At 65.4% G+C, this 18,378-nt stretch carries 20 protein-coding genes; 12 read left to right on the top strand and 8 right to left on the bottom strand.

Translation table 11 applies throughout. The features are described from left to right. Positions 1–1,473 precede the first annotated feature (1,473 nt). The 3 genes from AB0O34_RS32210 to AB0O34_RS32200 all read left to right on the top strand — a co-directional run bounded on the left by AB0O34_RS32210 (position 1,474) and on the right by AB0O34_RS32200 (position 3,250). Positions 1,474–2,604 carry a helix-turn-helix domain-containing protein gene (locus AB0O34_RS32210; protein WP_363921927.1) on the top strand — a complete coding sequence of 377 codons (1,131 nt, stop codon included), beginning with the start codon at positions 1,474–1,476 and terminating at the stop codon, positions 2,602–2,604. Between the two features lie 206 nt (positions 2,605–2,810). Beyond that, positions 2,811–2,975, top strand: coding sequence for a hypothetical protein (locus AB0O34_RS32205; RefSeq protein ID WP_363921925.1), 165 nt, complete (start codon positions 2,811–2,813; stop codon positions 2,973–2,975). An 89-nt stretch (positions 2,976–3,064) separates the two neighbouring features. Further along, positions 3,065–3,250, top strand: a complete 186-nt coding sequence (locus AB0O34_RS32200) for a hypothetical protein (protein WP_363921923.1) — start codon at positions 3,065–3,067, stop codon at positions 3,248–3,250. On the opposite strand, the gene AB0O34_RS32195 is transcribed toward AB0O34_RS32200, so the two are convergent. After that, entirely contained in the window at positions 3,247–4,716 is a 1,470-nt protein-coding gene (locus AB0O34_RS32195; protein WP_363921921.1) for a recombinase family protein, read from the bottom strand. The two genes, AB0O34_RS32200 and AB0O34_RS32195, sit on opposite strands and share 4 nt — an antisense overlap. Before the next feature lie 272 nt (positions 4,717–4,988). Between AB0O34_RS32195 and AB0O34_RS32190 the strand changes: the two genes are divergently transcribed. Beyond that, complete coding sequence (locus AB0O34_RS32190) at positions 4,989–7,022, top strand: penicillin acylase family protein (RefSeq protein WP_363921919.1); 2,034 nt, start codon at positions 4,989–4,991, stop codon at positions 7,020–7,022. Positions 7,023–7,030: 8 nt separating this feature from the next. Here AB0O34_RS32190 and AB0O34_RS32185 read toward each other — a convergent pair whose 3' ends face one another. The 3 genes from AB0O34_RS32185 to AB0O34_RS32175 form a co-directional block, all read right to left on the bottom strand. After that, complete coding sequence (locus AB0O34_RS32185; protein WP_363921917.1) at positions 7,031–7,210, bottom strand: hypothetical protein; 180 nt, start codon at positions 7,208–7,210, stop codon at positions 7,031–7,033. A gap of 171 nt (positions 7,211–7,381) precedes the next feature. Beyond that, positions 7,382–9,763: a helicase-associated domain-containing protein gene (locus tag AB0O34_RS32180; RefSeq protein ID WP_363921915.1), complete on the bottom strand. Its 2,382-nt coding sequence runs from the start codon at positions 9,761–9,763 to the stop codon at positions 7,382–7,384. Between the two features lie 461 nt (positions 9,764–10,224). Continuing rightward, positions 10,225–10,746 (bottom strand): ATP-binding protein, encoded by a 522-nt coding sequence (locus tag AB0O34_RS32175; protein WP_363921913.1) that lies wholly within the window; start codon positions 10,744–10,746, stop codon positions 10,225–10,227. Positions 10,747–10,951: 205 nt separating this feature from the next. Between AB0O34_RS32175 and AB0O34_RS32170 the strand changes: the two genes are divergently transcribed. The 4 genes from AB0O34_RS32170 to AB0O34_RS32155 all read left to right on the top strand — a co-directional run bounded on the left by AB0O34_RS32170 (position 10,952) and on the right by AB0O34_RS32155 (position 13,267). After that, a complete protein-coding gene (locus AB0O34_RS32170) occupies positions 10,952–11,773 on the top strand; it encodes a helix-turn-helix transcriptional regulator (RefSeq protein WP_363921929.1) in 822 nt (273 codons plus the stop codon). Next, positions 11,774–12,010: a DUF397 domain-containing protein gene (locus tag AB0O34_RS32165; protein ID WP_114033524.1), complete on the top strand. Its 237-nt coding sequence runs from the start codon at positions 11,774–11,776 to the stop codon at positions 12,008–12,010. It abuts the gene before it with no gap. Between the two features lie 119 nt (positions 12,011–12,129). Next, positions 12,130–12,408, top strand: a complete 279-nt coding sequence (locus AB0O34_RS32160; protein ID WP_363921911.1) for a hypothetical protein — start codon at positions 12,130–12,132, stop codon at positions 12,406–12,408. A 103-nt stretch (positions 12,409–12,511) separates the two neighbouring features. Further along, the gene (locus AB0O34_RS32155; RefSeq protein WP_363921909.1) at positions 12,512–13,267 is read left to right on the top strand and encodes a hypothetical protein; all 756 of its coding nucleotides are present in this window, start codon (positions 12,512–12,514) and stop codon (positions 13,265–13,267) included. A 14-nt stretch (positions 13,268–13,281) separates the two neighbouring features. Here the strand turns inward: AB0O34_RS32155 and AB0O34_RS32150 are convergent, their stop codons facing one another. Continuing rightward, on the bottom strand, positions 13,282–13,878 hold the full coding sequence (locus AB0O34_RS32150; protein ID WP_363921908.1) for a histidine phosphatase family protein: 597 nt from the start codon (positions 13,876–13,878) through the stop codon (positions 13,282–13,284). Between the two features lie 13 nt (positions 13,879–13,891). Further along, positions 13,892–14,806, bottom strand: coding sequence for a TIGR03621 family F420-dependent LLM class oxidoreductase (locus AB0O34_RS32145; RefSeq protein WP_363921906.1), 915 nt, complete (start codon positions 14,804–14,806; stop codon positions 13,892–13,894). An 85-nt stretch (positions 14,807–14,891) separates the two neighbouring features. On the opposite strand from AB0O34_RS32145, the gene AB0O34_RS32140 reads away from it, so the two are divergent. Next, positions 14,892–15,131 carry a TetR family transcriptional regulator gene (locus AB0O34_RS32140; protein WP_363921904.1) on the top strand — a complete coding sequence of 80 codons (240 nt, stop codon included), beginning with the start codon at positions 14,892–14,894 and terminating at the stop codon, positions 15,129–15,131. Between the two features lies 1 nt (position 15,132). Next, positions 15,133–15,771, top strand: a complete 639-nt coding sequence (locus AB0O34_RS32135; protein WP_363921902.1) for an HD domain-containing protein — start codon at positions 15,133–15,135, stop codon at positions 15,769–15,771. Positions 15,772–15,989: 218 nt separating this feature from the next. On the opposite strand, the gene AB0O34_RS32130 is transcribed toward AB0O34_RS32135, so the two are convergent. Then, positions 15,990–16,481, bottom strand: coding sequence for an ATP-binding protein (locus AB0O34_RS32130; protein WP_363921900.1), 492 nt, complete (start codon positions 16,479–16,481; stop codon positions 15,990–15,992). A 94-nt stretch (positions 16,482–16,575) separates the two neighbouring features. Further along, positions 16,576–16,857, bottom strand: coding sequence for a hypothetical protein (locus tag AB0O34_RS32125; protein ID WP_363921898.1), 282 nt, complete (start codon positions 16,855–16,857; stop codon positions 16,576–16,578). 264 nt (positions 16,858–17,121) lie between these two features. Between AB0O34_RS32125 and AB0O34_RS32120 the strand changes: the two genes are divergently transcribed. Together AB0O34_RS32120 and AB0O34_RS32115 are read left to right on the top strand one after the other, a co-directional pair. Next, positions 17,122–17,943, top strand: a complete 822-nt coding sequence (locus tag AB0O34_RS32120; protein WP_363921896.1) for a helix-turn-helix transcriptional regulator — start codon at positions 17,122–17,124, stop codon at positions 17,941–17,943. Then, positions 17,934–18,149: a DUF397 domain-containing protein gene (locus AB0O34_RS32115; RefSeq protein ID WP_363921894.1), complete on the top strand. Its 216-nt coding sequence runs from the start codon at positions 17,934–17,936 to the stop codon at positions 18,147–18,149. Before AB0O34_RS32120 ends, AB0O34_RS32115 begins: the two co-directional genes overlap by 10 nt. Positions 18,150–18,378 lie beyond the last annotated feature (229 nt).

Below are 18,378 nucleotides of genomic sequence, written 5' to 3'. Positions count from 1 at the left end.
TCTCCGGCCGAACCCCCTCATGCCACATCGAACTCACTCCACGCCGGGGCCGTGGTGCGCCCTGAGGCTGGCTGGATGCTGCTTCAGGGCTTCGACGTTTTCGGTTCCCCTCGATGACCTGGGAAAATCGGCCGGATCGTGGAGTGTCAAGGCATCACCCTCAAGGTCACAGATACTTCGCTCAGCAAAAGGGTAGTTACTGCCTTCGCTCGAAGTGAATGAATACATAGCCTCACACGAGCTACGCTTGAGAGTTGCCGGTCGGACCAAAAATCGGGCGAGTATCTGGACCTCACAGATAACGTCGTACTGACGGTAGGGCAGACACGCCAACGATGGTTCGACACCAAGCATGCATAGCTACTGCGCTGATCGCAGTCTTGTCTGTCGTCTGGCCATGGAGCCAGGTGTTTCTCACTGGCATGGAGCAGTGGCCCGGTTTGCCGAGGCTGTTGCCTACAAATTAGACCCCCCCACCCTTAAATGATCACGATGGCAGGGTCACCACCCTGGTGTTTCAGGTAGCCGACGATCCCATCTATAAGACAGTGGCCGGCAAAGCGCGCAAGCGAAACCAGGCTGTATCTGTGGCCGGTTTACTTGTGTATGGCCCAGAACGAGCCGAAGGCTTCCATGACGGGCTTTCAGTCCGATCTGGTCCCCGTTATCCAACTGGCCGAGAAATCCTCTTAGGATCGCGTACAGAGGCTTGCGGCTAGGCCGCTTTCTCGGAGCCGAGGAGTCTGGGGAGCTATAGATCCCTAAGAAGCCCCGAGACGGCCTGTAGGCCGCTACTGGAGCAGATCCTAGGCATATCCGGATGGATTCTGGGCCAAAGTGCCTCAGAATCGGCCTCAGGGCCGTACAGAGGCATTCAGGGCTGTGTGGCTGGGTTGCTAAGGAATCTGCCTGAGAATCCGGCTAGGAGGCATAGCTATGTGATCCTGGCCGAAGGCCGAGCCTGAGTCTGGTTGCTAGGAGATCCAGATGGTTCCTTGGCCGGTTTTTCGCTTCTCTGCTTTTCTCTGCTTTTCTCATATAACCGAAGAGCGCGCAGCGCGCTGAGTACTCATATTTAAAGACTTTCTTAGAGACTTTCTAAAAGACTCTCTTTCTTCAGGAACTGTGTGACCCTATGCATAGGAACTGGGTGAGCCACTCATAGGAACTAGGTGGCCCCATCCAAAGGAACTGGGTGAGCCTATCCGATTCGGGCCATCGGCACATGCTCGTCTCCCAGCACCATCCAGAGTCGATCCAGCTAGCCGCTCAGAGCAGGTACCCAGAAATGGAGTTACTACCTTGAAGAAGCATGTTCTGGATGGAATAAAGCTACGGCTGGGTATGTTCGCCAGCTTTGAACTCACGTACAGGTTCGGCTCGTTACAAGGCCTTTGAGGCCGCCTGCTACGTTGAGTACACAGACAAAATAAAAGTGGCCCGGCTCCTGAGCAAGAGGAACCGGGCCGGTCGATGAAGAAAGGGCTTCATCTGATGTCAACCATAGCAGAAGGTTCCGCCAAGGATTCATTCGCTGATGTGCCTGAGATCTACGTCTTCTCTGACTTTGTGTCGAGTAAAGGACTGCACATCATCGCCTACCTGTTCTCTGTGAAGTACGCGAAGGATGGCGAGATCTTCTGTAACGCCGTCTCGGCAGAGAAGATCGCCGGAGTACTTCACATAAGCGTTAGTACCGTTAAGCGCGAGATGTCCCGCCTCAAGAAGCTCGGGATTATCAAGACCACCAAGACGCGGAGGGGAAACACCTTCCAGCTCATCGTCCTGAACATCGAGGATGACACGTTCCGTGGAAGGAACATGGAGCCGAGCATCCGATTCGCTCGCGTGAACTACTCCGTCATCACTTCCGGTATTTCCTCTGAAGCTCTTCGTCTTTGGTTGATTCTCGCCAGAATCGGCGGCGCAAAGCGGTGGGCGTTCTCTTCTCAGGCTCGTCTCGCCCAGTACCTCAAGGTCTCTGAGCGTCACATCAGGAACCTTCTGAAGGAGCTGAAGGAACTCGGCCTCATCGAAACCAAGCGTCGTGAGGCGTTCGGACGCAACGACTACAAGTTGCACATGTATATCAACGGGTCGTTCATAGTTAACGGATTTCCTGGTGAGGATTTCGAAGAGCCGAAAACGCTTGGTTCCTGGGAGAGCGAGGACGTACCTGTAGAGGGCTCGGTAGACACCGCAGAAACTGACGATGTACTGGCCGAGGAGACAGTAGATGCAACGGTCCCAGTAGAGGTTCAGGTAGAAGCGAAGGCACCAGCTAAGTCCACTAACGTTACAGTATCTAGTACCACCTATACGTGGCTGCGAAGCGTTATAGCAGGATCGCCGGTTATGTGGACGATGGAAAACAAGGAGCGTTCTGAAAGGATCAGCGACTACGTCGAAGATCTTATGCATAGGTTTGGCCCGGAGGACGTAGACTCCTCTGTCAGAGAGTTGTGCGTGAAATATGGCTCTGGGTACGAGCCGGAATTCCTTTTCAAGCTCCTCGATGAGCACTACGGAATCAGCCTGCCTGCGGATGATTACGATGACGAAGCAAGGGAGCTAGCGGAAGATATTGACTGGATGGTTGCCTAGAGTCGCCCTGCACCAAACCTCCTCTCACAGAGCCCTGGCCAGCAAGACCGGTCGGGGCTCTTCCCATGTCATCAGCCTGCCTACCAGACATACGGCGCATACCGCCACAAAGGTAGTAACTCCATGGAAACCGACTTTGTACCGGTGTGTCCTTATGGTGGCGTGATCTCATAGACGCGTTACACCACTGCTACGGGGAGTCGGAGATGAGCTACTACAAGGATCCCGAGGAGATGAGTGCCCAGGAGCGCTGGGATAAGTTCTCTAAACTCCTGGGCATTGCTCTCGCAGAAGCGTGGCTGGAAGGCCGTTACAACCCTGAGCCGAAATCAGAGGCCGGCGAGCTTGTACCAGAGGAGGGGCCGGAGTAGCAATACGAGAGAGTTACCCCTTGATTTGTGCTGTTTCACACGCCCTTGGAGCCACCGGTTTCGGCCCGAATGTCCGTATTGTCTAAAGCGTGATCGACAAGCAGAATGCGGCCAGACAGCGCCGCCGCAGAGCGCGCCAGAAGGCCGATGAGGAGGCTCTTGATGCCTGGCTCGATAGCCAGATGTCAGAGCTTCCTCCGCTCACTGACGCGCAGGTGGAGGCCACTGTGAGGATCTTCTCAACGGTCCGTGTCGTGGCTGACGAAGCGGCCTAGGCGGCAGCGACCTTGACCCTAGTGACGTCGAACTTCCCCCGCATGTCGGTTGCCAGGATGGTCACCTTATCTATGTAAAAGTCGGCCAGAGCACGACGAAGATCAATGCTGATGCTGTCCCATCGCTCAGCCAGCTCCGCGACGTCGAGCCCAATGAGTGGAGTAGCGCCAGCCAGCTTGGCCAGCTTGTCCCTCTCATCACGGATCTCAGACCGGAGCTTCTTCACGGCGGCAACGACGTCCACCAGATCCTCGTCATCGCCATCGTCCGTGAGCTGCTCTCGCAGGATCTCCAGGCGACGCTCGCGCCTACTGATGGACTCCATGACGGCCTTCGTCTCGGACTTGGACGACTCCTGCCGATCTGCCAGCATCCGCAGCACCTTCGGATCCGCAGCACGCTTGATGATCCACTTGCTGACGACCGTCTCGACGCCAGATATCAGCACGGTGCAGCCACCACAGCCACCCTCTGTCTTGGGAGGACACACGTACTTCGGCTTCTTGTCGTCCCAGGTCACGCGCATCTTGATCGGCTCTTCTGGCTGGCAGTGGCAGTAGACCATCCCAGTCAGGAAGTGCTTCCGGATCAGTGGTTGAGTCTTGCGTGAGTAGTTCCGCTTGAGCCTTGCCCTGAGCCTCTCGTGCATCTCTACATTGATGATCTCTGGCCACTTAGCCGGACCGATGACGACTCCGTAGCGCTCCTTCAGACCAGCGATGCGAGCGCTCTGGAGCAGCCAGCGAAGGGACTGGATCGACCACTTATTTCCGAGGCTCGTCTTGATGCCTCGCTGGTTGAGGTCGGCGACGATGGACCTGAGCGAGTCTCCGTTGTCGAACCTCTCGGCGCACTCTCTGATGATCTTGGCCTCGAACTCGTCGATCTCGTCCCTGATGATCCTGCGCCTAGGTCCGTCGTCAGAGAAAATACGCCGGAAGCCGTACGGCCTAGGTCCACCGTTGGTCATCTCGCCGGCTGCGGCGAGCTGAGCCATCTTGTCCTTGATGCGGTCGGCCTTGTGAGCCGACTCCTGCTCTGACCAGGCACCTACGGTGATGGCGACAGCTCGTCCAGTGGGTGTGGAGAGGTCAAGACGGCCCTGCCGTACTGCGTCGATCTGGAACGAGACCGGCTTGTGCCTCTTGTCCCACTCGACAACGATGTCTAGGAAGTCCAGGAGTTGGCGCACGCTTCGATGTAGACGATCAGCGTGGTAGATGATCAGAGCGTCACACTGGTCGGCTTCGATGGCCTTCAAGAGTTGGTTGTAGTCAGGCCGATTTTTCTTCCCCTTGTGGGCGCTGATGTCGTTGTCCTTGAACACCAGGACGACGTCCCAACCGTTCCTCTTGGCGATCTCTCGGCACAGCTCCTCCTGGCGAGCTACGCCAAGCTCCTCCCCAGAACGATCGTCAGAGATCCTGACGTAGATAGCCGCTCTGACTGCTGCCGAGATGGTCACTGAGTGCTGTCCGTCCAGGAGTCGGCTGCGGTCCAGAGCTTGCCCGCGAACTCCAGGCACAGCTCTTCCTCCTGCGCTGCTGCCATTGGGCGGTTTGCTCGGTTATGGATGCCTATGCGACGTACGTACTCTCCTAGAGCCGACACCTGACCTCCTGCTGGTCGCTAGTTGCTCGCTTGATCGTGAGATACTGTGTTAGGTAGAAGGTATCAAACGGCTCCTACACGCCCGAGCCGTGGAGCCCCGCCGACTCGCTGGCATGGCTCAAGGCGATGGCCTGGGACCTGCGCTCCAACATGGACGACGAGCTTGAGCGCGCCGTCGACACCTCGGCGGTGCCCGTGGACCGGGTCAAGGAACTGTTCCCGGCCTATCCGTTCGACAGGCACCAGCCGATCGTCACGGCGGGAGCCGTACGGGACGGCGGGTTCGATCCCAAGGCGGCGGCGAAGGCCTCTGAGGCGGAGACGCGAAGCACGGTGTCGTCGCGGGCGCTCGCGGAGGTGTCGCGGACGCTGCGGGCCGTACCCTCGCCGCTCGGCACGGCCGGGGCGGACCACGCCGGGATCGGCTCGAACTCCTGGGTCGTGGGCGGCGCGCACACCGACACGGGCAAGCCGCTGCTGGCCAACGACCCGCACCTCGGGCCGCGCATACCGTCCATCTGGTATCAGGCCGGGCTGCACTGCCGGGTGAAGTCCGCCGCGTGCCCCTACGACGTCGTCGGCTACACGTTCTCCGGCCTCCCGGGGGTCGTGATCGGGCACAACGACCGGGTCGCCTGGGGCTTCACCAACCTCGGCCCCGACGTCACCGACCTCTACCTGGAGCGGACCAAGGGGGAGACATACGAGGCCAAGGGCGAGTGGCTCCCCATGGAGACCCGCACCGAGGAGATCAAGGTCGCCGGCCACCCCTCCGAGAAGCTGACCGTGCGGTCGACCAAGCACGGGCCGATCATCTCCGGTGTGCTGGCAAGCGCGGGGGACGCGCTGCCCGGCGCCGCCGGGAACGCGGGAGAGCCGGTTTCTGGCGCGAAGGCGGGGGAGACGGGCAAGCTCCCCGCCGCCGGGCACGACGTGGAGGTGGCTCTCCGCTGGACAGCCCTCGACCCCGGCCGCACGGCCGACGCCCTGCTCCTGCTGGACACGGCGACGAACTTCGACCAGTTCAGGAAGGCCGCGTCGTACTTCGAGGCCCCAGCCCAGAACATGATTTATGCGGATATAGACGGCAACATCGGCTACCAGGCGCCGGGGCGGATCCCCGTCAGGTCCAAGGGCGACGGCCAGTGGCCCGCGAAGGGATGGACCGGCGACCAGGAGTGGACCGGGTTCATCCCCTTCGAAGAGCTGCCCATGGCGTACAACCCGCCCGAGGGGTTCATCGCCACCGCCAACAACGCGGCCATCGGCCCCTCCTACAGCCGGTTCCTGACCTCCGACTGGTCCTACGGCTACCGCTCCCAGCGCATCGTGGACCGGATCGAGCAGGCCACGGCCAAGGGGAAGGTCTCGGTCGCGACGATGCGGGACATCCAGATGGACTCGTCCAACACCCTGGCGCCCGTGCTCGTGCCGTACCTGCTGCGGGCCGGCATCCCTCTCGACGGCGGCGGCGAGATCAAGGACATGCTCGCCGCCTGGGATTTCGGGCAGAGCCGTGAGTCGTCCGGGGCCGCGTACTTCAACGCGGTCTGGAGCCACCTGCTCCGGCGCACCTTCGACGACGAACTGCCAGAAGGCGGCCACGCGGGCGGCGGCGACCGCTGGTACGAGGTGGTGCGCACGCTCCTCGACAAGCCCGGCGACCCCTGGTGGGACGACGTCCGCACCAAGGACAAGGTCGAGACCCGCGACGACATGCTCCGGGCGGCGATGACCGACGCGGCCAAGGAGCTCAGGGCCGGGCTCGGCGACCTGCCCGCGGACTGGCACTGGGGCGACCTGCACACCCTGGAACTGACCAACGAGACCTTCGGCACCTCGGGCATCGGCCCGATCGAGTGGCTGTTCAACCGGGGCCCGCTGAAGCTCGCCGGGGGCAAGGACGCGGTCGACGCGACCGGCTGGGACGCCACCGAGGGGTACGAGGTCAACTGGGTGCCGTCGATGCGGATGGTCGTGGACCTCGCCGACCTCGACCGCTCACGCTGGGCCAACCTGACGGGCGCCTCCGGGCACGCCTTCCACGCGAACTACGACGACCAGGCGCCGATCTGGGCCGACGGCGACTCGACCCCCATGCGCCAGACCGAGCCGGCCGTACGGAAGGACGCGGTGAACACGCTCACGCTCACCCCGTGAGGGAGGTCTCAGGCGTTCAGGTCTCGACGGGAGGACACCCGCACGCGGGTCCTGTCGCAGGTCCGGCACCGCTGGGTGACCACGTGGCCGATGGTCTCCACGGAGGTCCACCGGTGCCGGAGGTGGACACCCGAGGTCATCCTCGCGAGCAGTTCCTCCCACCCGGTGAGCACCCGATAAACCGACACGGGTCCCATCCTGCCCACCGGGCCGTGACCTGCGAGTAAGTCCATGGCTCTGCCCCCCACCTCGGACCGCCGGGGACGGCGGATACGCCGGTTGTCCGTCTCCCTGTGCCCAGCGGCGGGGCTCTCATGCCGTTCTCGGTGACGGGGCACGTCAGGGTGCCCCTCGCCGGGCTAGCCGCTCGTCACCGACGAGATCTCGGCCAGCGGGAACTCCAGGTAGTCGCCCGCCTCCTCACACCAGGCGTCCAGCACGCCGCGCCGCAGCTCGCCGTGGCTGATCGTCGCGGTGAGCCCATCGGAGAGCGTGATGAGCGCGCGCACCCCCCGATCGACGACGAACCCCAGCAGCGACTGCTGGGCCGTGGGCAGACGGGTCGCCATGCGGCCGATCACCGCCCAGGTCTGGCCGGTGTGGTGCTCCTGCTCGCGGGTCTCCATCAGGCGCCGGGCGTGCTCGCGGGGGTCGGGAGGGGGCTCGGCGATGGGGGCCTGCGGCTCTTCGAACTCGGCCACCCGGCCGCCGGGCAGCAGTATCAGCCGCCCGCCCTGCGGCTCGCGCCTGATCGCGATCTCCCCGGTGTCGTCCACGGGCACCGGCGCGTACCCCGCGTCACGCAGCGCGGCGAGCGTGCGGTCGGCAGGGGCGGTGCCGGCGAGCACGGTGGGCGCGAGCAGCCGCAGCCCGAGCCTGGCGAGGCGGCGGTGCGCGGCGATCTCGGCCAGCAGCCCCGGGTCGGAACCCTGGATGATGCAGCCGACCGTGGTGACCGTGACCTCGCCGTACCGCCGCGCCACGTCCTTGACGAGGTACGTCAGCGGCTGCGGGAGGGTGCCAGCCGTACGCAGCTCCTCAAGCAGCGAGTCGGCGGAGTACCCCGCGTCAAGGGCCCGGCGCACGCTCGCGGGGGTGAACCGCCACACCGACGCCGCGCCCTGCGACTCGCGCTCGGCGGCCCGGTCGAGCAGGCCCGACAGCTCGGCGGCGGGAGGACCGGTCACGACGGCCGTCAGGTCGGCCCCGAACAGCGCGGTGCGCTGCGCGCTGGCGAGCGCGTGCACCGAGGACTCGACCAGGCGGGGGTCGCGCTCGATCTCGGGCACCGTCTCGTCCTGCTCGTCGCCGGCCACGGCCGAGCCGAGGGTCGCCAGCGCCCGGCCGAGGCCGGTCAGCGTGTCGGAGGTGACGAGCCCGAGCAGCCGCGCCTCCTCCAGGATGGCGGGGCAGCACTCGGCCAGGAGCTCCGCGTCAAGCAGCGGCGCCCGCCAGTGCACGGCCTGTACGAGCTCGGGCAGGCTCGCGAACGCCGTGTCCGGGGGGAGCGTCGCCAGCGTAGCGAGCACGGCCCAGCGGATGCGGGCCACGGTCTCACCGGCGGGGTCGTCGCTGAGCACCGTGGGATATCTGCCCGCGGTGCGGCGCAGCGACGAGCGCTCCATGCGCCACCACGCGGCGAGCAGCACCCGCAGCCGCGCGGGGGCGTCCTCCAGCCGCCAGGCGTCGAACCGCTTCGTCGGGATCAGGCCACTCGCCGTCTCGTCCCAGGCGAGCAGGCGGGCGACGGCGCAGACCTCCAGCAGCAGCCGGGTCTCCTCCTCGGTGCAGCCGCTCTCCTTGATGATCCTGCGCACCTCGCGGACCCCGACGCCGCCGCCCTTGAGCAGGGGGAGCGGGAACTTGTCGGTGTTCTCCAGCAGGGCGGCCGCCCGGTCGACGGCGTGCGGCGCGGCCAGGCACATGGCGTGGTCGACGGCCTCGGGGTCGGCGGGCACCGTGCCGAGCTCGGGCGGCTCGGGGGTGAAGGGTGGATGGTAGTCGGGGCCGCGCAGCGCGAGCGCGACTTCGCGGGGCATCTCGGCGATGTCCCACTGGGTGCGGTAGAGCAGCCCGCGGTCGGCCGCCCACTTCTCGGGGGAGCCGGAGGAGACGAAGCGGTTGCCGTCGACCCCGCGCACCGGCCCGTCCCAGGCGAACTCGTCGAGCAGGCTGACCGTGCCGTCGGGCGCGTCGGCCAGCACCGCGGCCAGCCGGTCGGCGTCGCCGAGCACGGCCGTGACGCGGGACATGAGCTGGCGCCTGCCTCCCTGGGCGGGCAGCCCGAGGCTGCGGCTGATGCGGCGCAGGCCCTCGGCGTTCAGGGTCCAGGAGTCGAGGTAGGTGGCCAGGGAGTCGCCGAGCCCGCACGGGGCGGTCCACCAGCGCGCGACGGCCTCGGCCAGGTGGAGGCGGCCGTCGGGCCCCGGCCAGGCGAGTGCGTGGTCGAACAGGCCGTCCAGCCAGGGCAGGATCTCCGCCGTGGTCACCCCGAGGAAGCGGGCGAGCTCCTCGCCGGTGACGCGCTCGCCGATCACCAGGGACGCCTGCAGGATCTCCAGCGGGGGCAGGGGGAGGCCGCGCATGACCTCCATGACGGCGAAGTTGTCGCTCAGGCGCCGTGCGAGCGTGTCGAGGCGGCGCGGCCAGGGTGCGGCGATCGCGTCCGGGCGGTTGGCCAGGACGCGGGAGAGCCGCTCTTCGTCAAGGGTAGTCAACCAGTCGAGCAGGTGATCATCCATCACAGTCTCTCGAAGGTCTCGCGGGAGTCACCAAGAAGCCACCGTAATGCAGAGCACCCGCTCGACGGGATCGACGTAGCAGAATAGAACCGGAATCAATGAACCCCGAGATCAACATCTTCTCCGCGGATCTGTACGAGCAGGGCGCGCTCTGGGGCCAGTCAGCTGCGAGTTGACCCCGCAGGAGGTCGGGAGGCCGGAGGGGAGGTATTGGGTTCCGTGACGAGCTCATCGACCAGGCGGCGCGAACCGCCTGCCGCCGTCACGGTGGTCGCGGCGCCGTTGCCGCTCTGTGTGGTCGGCTGTATGTGTTCCGCGAACCGCTCGGCTCGCCCGTCGAGGATCCTTCGACGACACGGCCGAGCTGTTCGATTTGTTTGAGTATGGCATCCAACGCGGAAAAGCTCGGGGACTTCGGGTATGTGACGACATCCTTACCAGCTGGTCACTCTCTGGGACGCTCAGCTCTTGAGCACGGCCCAGACGACCTTGCCGTACGGGAGCAGCGGGTTCCAGCCCCACCGCAGGCTCATCGACTCCACGATGTGCAGCCCCATGCCGCCGGGTTCCAGCGGCGAGGGGTGGCGCAGGACGGGCGCCGCCGACCCCGGGTCGGCGAAGACGCACGTCACGAGGGAGTCTCTGCGGATCATCGACATCCGGATCGGCTCGCGCCCGCTTCGCCGGAGATCGCGCGGGTCGAGCACCAGGCCGTGCCGCAGCGCGTTGGTGGCGAGCTCGGACACGACCAGCTCCATGTCGTCCACCACGTCGCCCATGCTCCAGCCGATGAGGCAGCCGGCGGCGAAGCTGCGCGCCGAGTGCACCGATTCGGCCCGTGGAGGGAGCGCGAAGGTGGCACTGGACGTGCCGGCTCCAGGGGGCGTGAGGTCGCGCGCTGGGTTGGGCCACCAGCCGGCGGGAGGCCACCAATCGTTGGCCGACCACTGGGTTTGCCCACGTGTCAGGTCCGTGGAGTGCACGAGATCATCTTGGTGCAAACTCCTGTGCAGGTGCAAGAGCGAATGCACGTGCAGACAACCCGTGCAACCGCTACGGTTGGCCAAGGGAGTAAGACCGAAGGGGGCCCTCACGCGCGATCTTTGACAGACTGTGAACCAGTCCACAACCGGAGGAAAGCACGTGTCCATCGACCCGCCTGGTTCCGGCTCAACGGTTCGGCGCATCATGTTGGGCGCCAGCCTACGCAGGCTGCGTGAGGAACGCGGGCTAACCCGTGAGGTCGCGGGATTCCACATCCGCGCCTCGGAGTCCAAGATCAGCCGGATGGAGCTCGGACGGGTCGGGTTCAAGACGCGTGATGTCGAGGATCTGCTCACGCTCTACGGCGTCAACGACGACGCCGACCGCCGTGGGCTGCTCGAAATGGTCCGTGAGGCCAATACTCCCGGATGGTGGCACAAATACAGCGACCTGCTTCCCACATGGTTCTCGACGTACGTCGGGCTCGAAGAGGCGGCCTCGGTGATCCGCACCTACGAGGTGCAGTTCGTCCCTGGCCTCCTGCAGACCGCCGCGTACGCCCGGACGGTGGTCAGGCTCGGGTACCCCGATGTCGCGGATGAAGAGATCGAGCGTCGCGTGCATCTGCGCATGCAGCGACAGGAACGTCTCACCCGAGAGGACGGACCGAAACTCTGGGCTGTCATCGACGAGGCCGCGCTGAGGCGGCCCATCGGCGGCAAGGAGATCATGTATGAGCAGCTGCAGCACCTGATGGCGGTCGCGAGCCTGCCGGCCATCACATTGCAGGTGATGCCGTTCCAGTTCGGCATGCATGCGGCCGAGGGTGGAGCGTTCACCATCCTGCGTTTTCCAGAGTCCGACCTGTCGGACGTGGTCTACGTCGAGCAGCTGTGGGGTGCCCTGTACCTGGACAAGCGTGAGGACATCGATCCGTACCTCACCGCCATGGAACAGCTGTGCATCGAGAGCACAACTCCCGGGGGCACTGCCGAGATACTCGGCGACATACTTAGAGAGACCTAGATGAACCAGCCGTATAACGGAATGCCGGCCACGAGCCTAACCGGCGTCGCGTGGCGAAAGAGTGTTCACAGCAACTCGCAGGGTAACTGCGTCGAGCTTGCCAAACTCCCCGATGGGGGCGTCGCCGTCCGGAACTCGCGCTTCCCGGACGGTCCAGCCCTCATCTACACCCGAGACGAGATCCGAGCGCTCGTGCTCGGCGTCAAGGACGGCGAGTTCGACAATCTGGTCGCGTAACACCCTGTTCACATATCGCGAGTCCGGTTAACCGGAGAGCGCCGATCGCGTAACCGGGGTCGTTCATCGATCCGGCACACTGGTTCTGTCCACTTCCTGAGATTCTCGTGGGGGCCGTGATGCTGGACCAGATGACTCTCTATCCCGTAGCCGACGACGTGCTGTTCGCACCAGGGGGCCGCGTCGTGATCCGTACTTACGGCGTCGCGTCCGCGGCCTCCACCGAGGAGGACGGCGCCCGTCCCGTGTCCTACCGCACATGGGTGACGGGGGTCAGGGACCAGCCGAGATACTGGCGCTGGGGTCACTTCGAGGACGCCCGCCGCGGTCACCGCAGGGTCCTCGAATGGCTGACCGGCCGCGGCCCCCAGCCTCAGCCCCAGGCCATCGCCAGCTGATTCCCCTGTGGGTGATCGCCCCGTGCGGTCACGGCTTCTTGTACGGCTGCCGCGCCGAGGCTAGTCTTCGCACCAAGCGTTAGCTTGGTTAGGGGAGGTCTCGATGCGCCGTGGGATCTATCTGATCGAAGAGGTCGACTTCCGGCCGATGAACTCGCGCAAGCCGCTTGAGTACCTGACCTGGCTGACCAGGTACAAGACGGAAGACGAGCGGCTCGACCGCCCCGAGCTCACCAAGGGCCTGTCCATCCGGTCGCGCGAGATCGACCTCGTCGGCGCCTTCTACGCGGTGGGCATCACCGGACACCCCCAGTTCAAGGCCGTCACGCTGTGGGACTGCCACGGCGGCTGGGACGGCGGCTGGCGCCAGATGATGAACATCTACGACGGCGTCGACGACAGGCTCTTCCTGTCGGACATCGACGACCTGCGGTTCTCGGCCTTCTCGCGGCCTTTGGGCGCCGTGGGCGGCAGCCCGGCGGTGTCCGCCCTGCTCGCCGAGGGGTATGCCGCGCCGTTCTACCTGTTCGAGAGCGCCCAGGTGCGGCCGGGAGCGGCCCTCGACTACCTCGCGGCCGTGAAGGACGAGCGGGCCCCCGTCCTCGCCGACCACGGCCACCGGCTCGTCGGCCTGTACGAGGTGCTCTTCTGCGACACCGAGGTCGTCACGATCTGGGGCATGTCCCTGGACGACCACCTGGCCACCCAGCGGGCCAGGGACGCCGCGCTCGGTCTCGACGACGAGGCCGAGGCCGACCCGCGCCTGCTCGACTGGGGAAAGCGTGCGAGGGACTTCCTCGACGGCCCCTGGCGCGAAACCCTCCTGGCCCCGTTCCCCGGCTCCCGGCTGGCCCCGTGATCGCCTGATCGCCGTCAGAGGGTGGGGCCCGATACGGGGGCGTTCCAGTGGGTGATGGCGTGTTCCTCGCGTTCGAAGCCGAGGACGGAGATCGTGCCGGTGTCGAGCTTGAAGAAGCGGCCGTCCTGCGGGGGAAGGCCGAGCCAGCGGGCGGTGAGCACCCGCAGGAAGTGCCCGTGCGAGACCAGGACGACGGTGCCCTCGGCCTGGAGGACCCGCGCGATCACCTTGTCGGCCCGTTCGGCGACCTGCTCGATGGTCTCGCCCGGATGCTCGGCGTCACCGGGGATCACGCCGTCGCGCCACAGGTACCAGCCGGGGCGTCGCTTTCGGATATCGGGGGTCGTGATGCCCTCGTAACCTCCGTAGTCCCACTCCCAGAGGTTCGCGTCGAGCTCGTACTCGGTGAGCCCGGCGAGCTCGGCCGTACGCCGGGCTCGGAGCGCGGGGCTCACGAGGACGAGCGAAAAACGCTTGCCCTTCAGCGCGGGCGCGAGCGCGCGGGCCTGCTCCTCACCCTTGGGTGTGAGCGGGAGGTCCGTACGCCCGGTGTGCCGGCCGTCACGGCTCCACTCTGTCTCTCCGTGACGCAGAAGAATGAGCTCGTCCATATCGGACCATCATCTACCGTCCGGCGAGCTCCTCGACGATCGGGGTGAAGGCGTCCAGGTCAGGCTCGTTGTGCAGGACGAAGTACGAGAGGTCGTGCTCGTCGCGCCAGCGGCGGAGCTTGGCCACGATCTCGTCGTGCGAGCCGAGCAGCACCTGGGGGGTCTCGTCCTGACGGCTGGAGTCGGCGGCGCTCCACGCGGCCTCGGACTTGCGGACGCCGATCTGCAGGACGCTGGTGCCGAGCTCGATCGCGTCGTACCGCTCGCCTGCGGCCGTACGGACGATGTCGATCTTCTTGAGGAACGCCTCCAGGCCGGCGTCGGCGCGGTCCGGCCCGGAGCCGTCGGCGCGCACCCGCATGGTCAGGTTGATCACGTCCGCCTCACGCGCCGCGAGCTTCAGCACGCGCGGCCCGCCGCCGCCGAGCAGCAGCTTCGGGTGAGGCCGCTGCACGGGCTTGGGCTGCTGGTCGAGGCCGGTGATCCGGTAGTGCTCGCCCTCGAAGCCGAACGCCCCGTCGGCCCAGAGCCCCTTGAGCACGGCGATGCCCTCGGCGAGCCGGTCTATCCGCACGCCGGGCGGGTCGAGGGTGAGGCCTGCGGAGGTGTAGTCGGCCGCCATCCAACCGGTGCCGAGGCCGACCTCCAGGCGGCCTTCGGAGAGCACGTCGATGGTCGCGGTCTCCTTGGCGAGCAGCACGGGGTGGCGGAAGTCGTTGGCGAACACCAGCGTGCCGACGCGGAGGCGGGTGGTCGCGCAGGCGGCGGCGGTCATCGCGGCGACGGGGGCGAACCTCGGGCCCACCAGATGGTCGGGGACGAGCAGCACGTCGAAACCGGAGTCCTCCAGGCGCCGGGCCTTGTCCGCCCAGGACTTGGCGGTGTCGGCCTCGCGGATGACGGCGGCGAACCGGAACGGCCTCTTCACTGCGGTCTCCTCCCGCGTGGCTTTCTGGTGCTACAAGCAAGCGCTTGCTACAGACTAGGCCCCGGTCCCGCCTCGCGGAAGCCCCGTGGTCGAGGTCGCCGAGGCCGCGCAGGTGGCCAAGGTGACGCTCTTCAAGTACTTCCCGGCGAAGGAGGCCCTGGACCTCGGCCCAGCGGCCGACGACCTCGGCCTCACCTCAGCGGATCTTGTCCGTTTCTGGAGACAGCATGTCCCCGGAACAGGGCACTCACTCCTTCATGCGGTTGCGGGAAGTGGACTCACCAAGGACACGCAGCCCTTTCCTGACCTGCGAGGAGACGACTGACATGAGCGAGACGATCGCGGGTGTCACCATTCCGGACTCGGCGCTCGCCGACGAGGCGACCCAGCTCGTCCGGGACGCGGCACCCCCTCTGCTGTACGACCACTCGCGCCGCGTCTACCTCTTCGGAACGCTGCAAGGACGCCGGCTCGGACTCGAAGCGGACCCGGAACTGCTCTACATCGGCGCCATGTTCCACGACCTCGGGCTGACCGAGACCTACCGCCGTACCGACCAGCGCTTCGAGATGGACGGCGCCGACGAGGCACGCCGCTTCCTTGCCTCGCACGGTTTCCCGGAGGAGGACATGCGCAAGGTGTGGGAGGCCATCGCGCTCCACACCACCCCGGAGGTGCCGTACCGGCTCGACCCGGAGATCGCGCTGGTGACGGCCGGAGTCGAGACCGATGTCCTCGGCATCGGCTACGACGAGCTCGACCCGGAGGACATCGCGGCGGTCACGGCCGCCCACCCGCGCCCCGACTTCAAGCGCCGGATCCTCGCCGCCTTCACCGACGGCTTCAAGGACCGCCCCGACACCACCTTCGGCACGGTCAACGCCGACGTTCTCGAACACTTCGTCCCCGGCTACAAACACATCGACTTCGTAGACGTAATCCAAACCTCCCCCTGGCCCGATTAGCCCTCGGTCCCGATGCCCTCGGTCCCGATTAGCTCCCGGTCCGATTAGCCCTCGGTCCCGATTAGCCCTCGGTCCCGGATAGCCCTCGGTCCCGGATAGCCCTCGGTCCGATTAGCTCCCGGTCCCGGATAGCCCCTGGGTCTCCCCGGGCGCCGACCGTTAGGGATTACTTCCTTGCTGCTGCTTGGGTTCTTTCCGGCGCCGGGTCGGTGGGTCGTTCAGCGGTGGGGATCGGCGCTGTGGGCGGCGGGTGCCCCGGTGGTCTCGGTGAGCTGGATGCCTGGCTGTGGTTCGTCGAGCGGACATGGGCACTTCTTGCGGAACCAGACCGTCTTGCCGGTGCCGTCCCGGTCGGGAAGGATGCCCCACTCGTCGCTGAGGGCCTCGACGATGGTCAGGCCGCGGCCGTGCTCGGCGTCGTCGTCCTCGGGGCCGTGCTCCGGCCGTCCCGCCCCACGGTCGGTAACCTCGGCCGACAGCATCTCTCCCGTCACCCGGAGTGTCAGCTGGATCGGCGGCAGCCCGTATAGGACGGCATTGCTCAGCACCTCGGTCGTGGCCAGCACGATGTCGTCGGCTAGATCACTCGATTCGGCGAGCTGCCACTTGACGAGGGTCTGCCGGACCATGCTCCGGATGTCTCGGAGGATCATGGGGTCCCTGGGGATGTCCCAGCGTACGGCGCGATAACCGTCCGGGGTGCCGATCATTCTCTTCCTTGCCTGCGCCATATATGACCCGGAAGACCCTACTCTGTCCGGGTTTGGCCTGTTCGTAGGGGTGGGTTGCGGGCCTGATTTGTCGTCAAACAGCAACGAAGTGCGCTTCACCGGCGAGATCCGGTAGCTCGGCCTCGCGCATCAACTCCCGCAGCTCGGCCAGCAGGGGAGCGTCCACGATCAGCGGCACACGGGCCTGCCGATGTGCGATGGCGTAGTACCTGCGGCTCCACACCCCATAGAAGACCGTCCAGGCCGGCTCGCAAGTGTCGAGCAGCCTCGCGGCGGCCCGCGCCTCCGGATCCCAGTCCTGCCGCCGCACTATCTGTTCGCCGGTACGTCCCCCGGCATGCCGTCCTGTCGGCACGATCGCCTCCTTGGTCGCCAGGGCTCCTCAGGAGCTCCGGTCGTGTCCGATCTGACCGCGGCCGGGATGACGGGGAACGCCTCCGGCTGACCGGTCGGCCGCGCACTCTCAGCATGCCTACCCAGGGTTATTCTCAATAGCGGAAAGTAGTGACGGTGTGACGACAGATCGCTGTCCGGATGAGGTCCGAATTCCCGTCGCCGTTGTCCGCGTAGGCGTGCCAGACTTCGCAATAACGTGGTTTCGCTGATTCCGGAGGGTCTCGTGGGGCGTGAGCGCGATCTCGATCCGAATATGAGCCCACGCGCTTTTTTCGGCAGCGAGTTGCGCCGCTGTCGTAAGAAGATTGGACTCTCGCAGCCGCAACTCAGTGAACGAACCACATACGGTCCGGACATGATCGGAAAAATCGAACGCGGCGAACGCCCCCCGTCGCCGGAGTTCGTGCAGCAGTGCGATCAGATTTTCGGCATAGACGGCCACTTCGACCGCCTCTACCAGTTCATGCTTCAAACATCGGGGCCGGCATGGTTCGCCCGCTGGCTGGAGGAGATCGAGCCCCGTGCGACTGTTCTTCGCACGTGGGATCCACTCCTGATACCCGGACTGCTCCAGACGGAGGCGTACGCGCGATACGTCTTCGCAGGGGCGCCCGGTATCACTCCAGAAGAAGTTGAAGAGCGACTTGCGAGCCGGATGCGACGCAAGGCGATCCTTGATAGGCAAATCCCACCTATGGTGTGGGCGCTCGTCGACGAGTACGTACTGCGGCGTCCGGTCGGTGACGCGGTGACCATGCGCGAACAACTTGATTACCTCGTGGAGATGGCGCAACACCCCAAGGTCACCATTCAGGTCGTCGCTGCCGAATGTATGACGGGCATGATGAGTGCCTTCATGATTGCCCAGCTTCCGGGGGGAGAGCCGGACGTCATAAACGTCGAGTCATCAGTGGAGGGCAACGTCACGACGGATCACGAGGCGGTGGCCCATATTTGGTTGCGTTATGACACCATACGGGCATCGGCATACCCCGAACACCTCTCGAACAAGATGATCAAGGAGGCGATAGGGCAATGGACGTGAAGAGCATTGACCTGAGTGGCGCACAGTGGCGGAAGTCGTCTCGCTCGGGAGACAGCGGTGGCCAGTGTGTCGAAGTGGCGGCCAACCTGCCCGGAGTCGTCGCCGTTCGTGACAGTAAGAACCCCGCCGGGCCGGCTCTGATCTTTCCTCCGCAGGAGTGGACGCGTTTCCTCGCGAAGGTCGTAGCCGACGCATCTGACCGCTAGTACCGGAGATCGCCTGGCGGTCGGCGACCGTCTGCCGCCGGCCCACGAGGGGGGTGGGCGGAAAACAATTGGGCTGACCAGGCAACCAGCAGAATGCAACCTTGACATCCTCCCCCTCGTAAACGAGGGGGATTCCCCACGGTCACCGTGGGGGTTCCTGCTTCGTCGCCAGTTGCCCGCCGGGAGGACTCCCCTTGAGGTCTTACACCGGCTCCACAGGCGTTTCATC

The sequence above is a fragment of the Sphaerisporangium sp. NPDC088356 genome (assembly GCF_040685555.1).
In the GTDB taxonomy this organism is placed as follows: domain Bacteria; phylum Actinomycetota; class Actinomycetes; order Streptosporangiales; family Streptosporangiaceae; genus Sphaerisporangium.
Note: the sequence above shows the minus strand (reverse complement) of the source record. Positions and strands in the feature narration are given on the sequence as shown.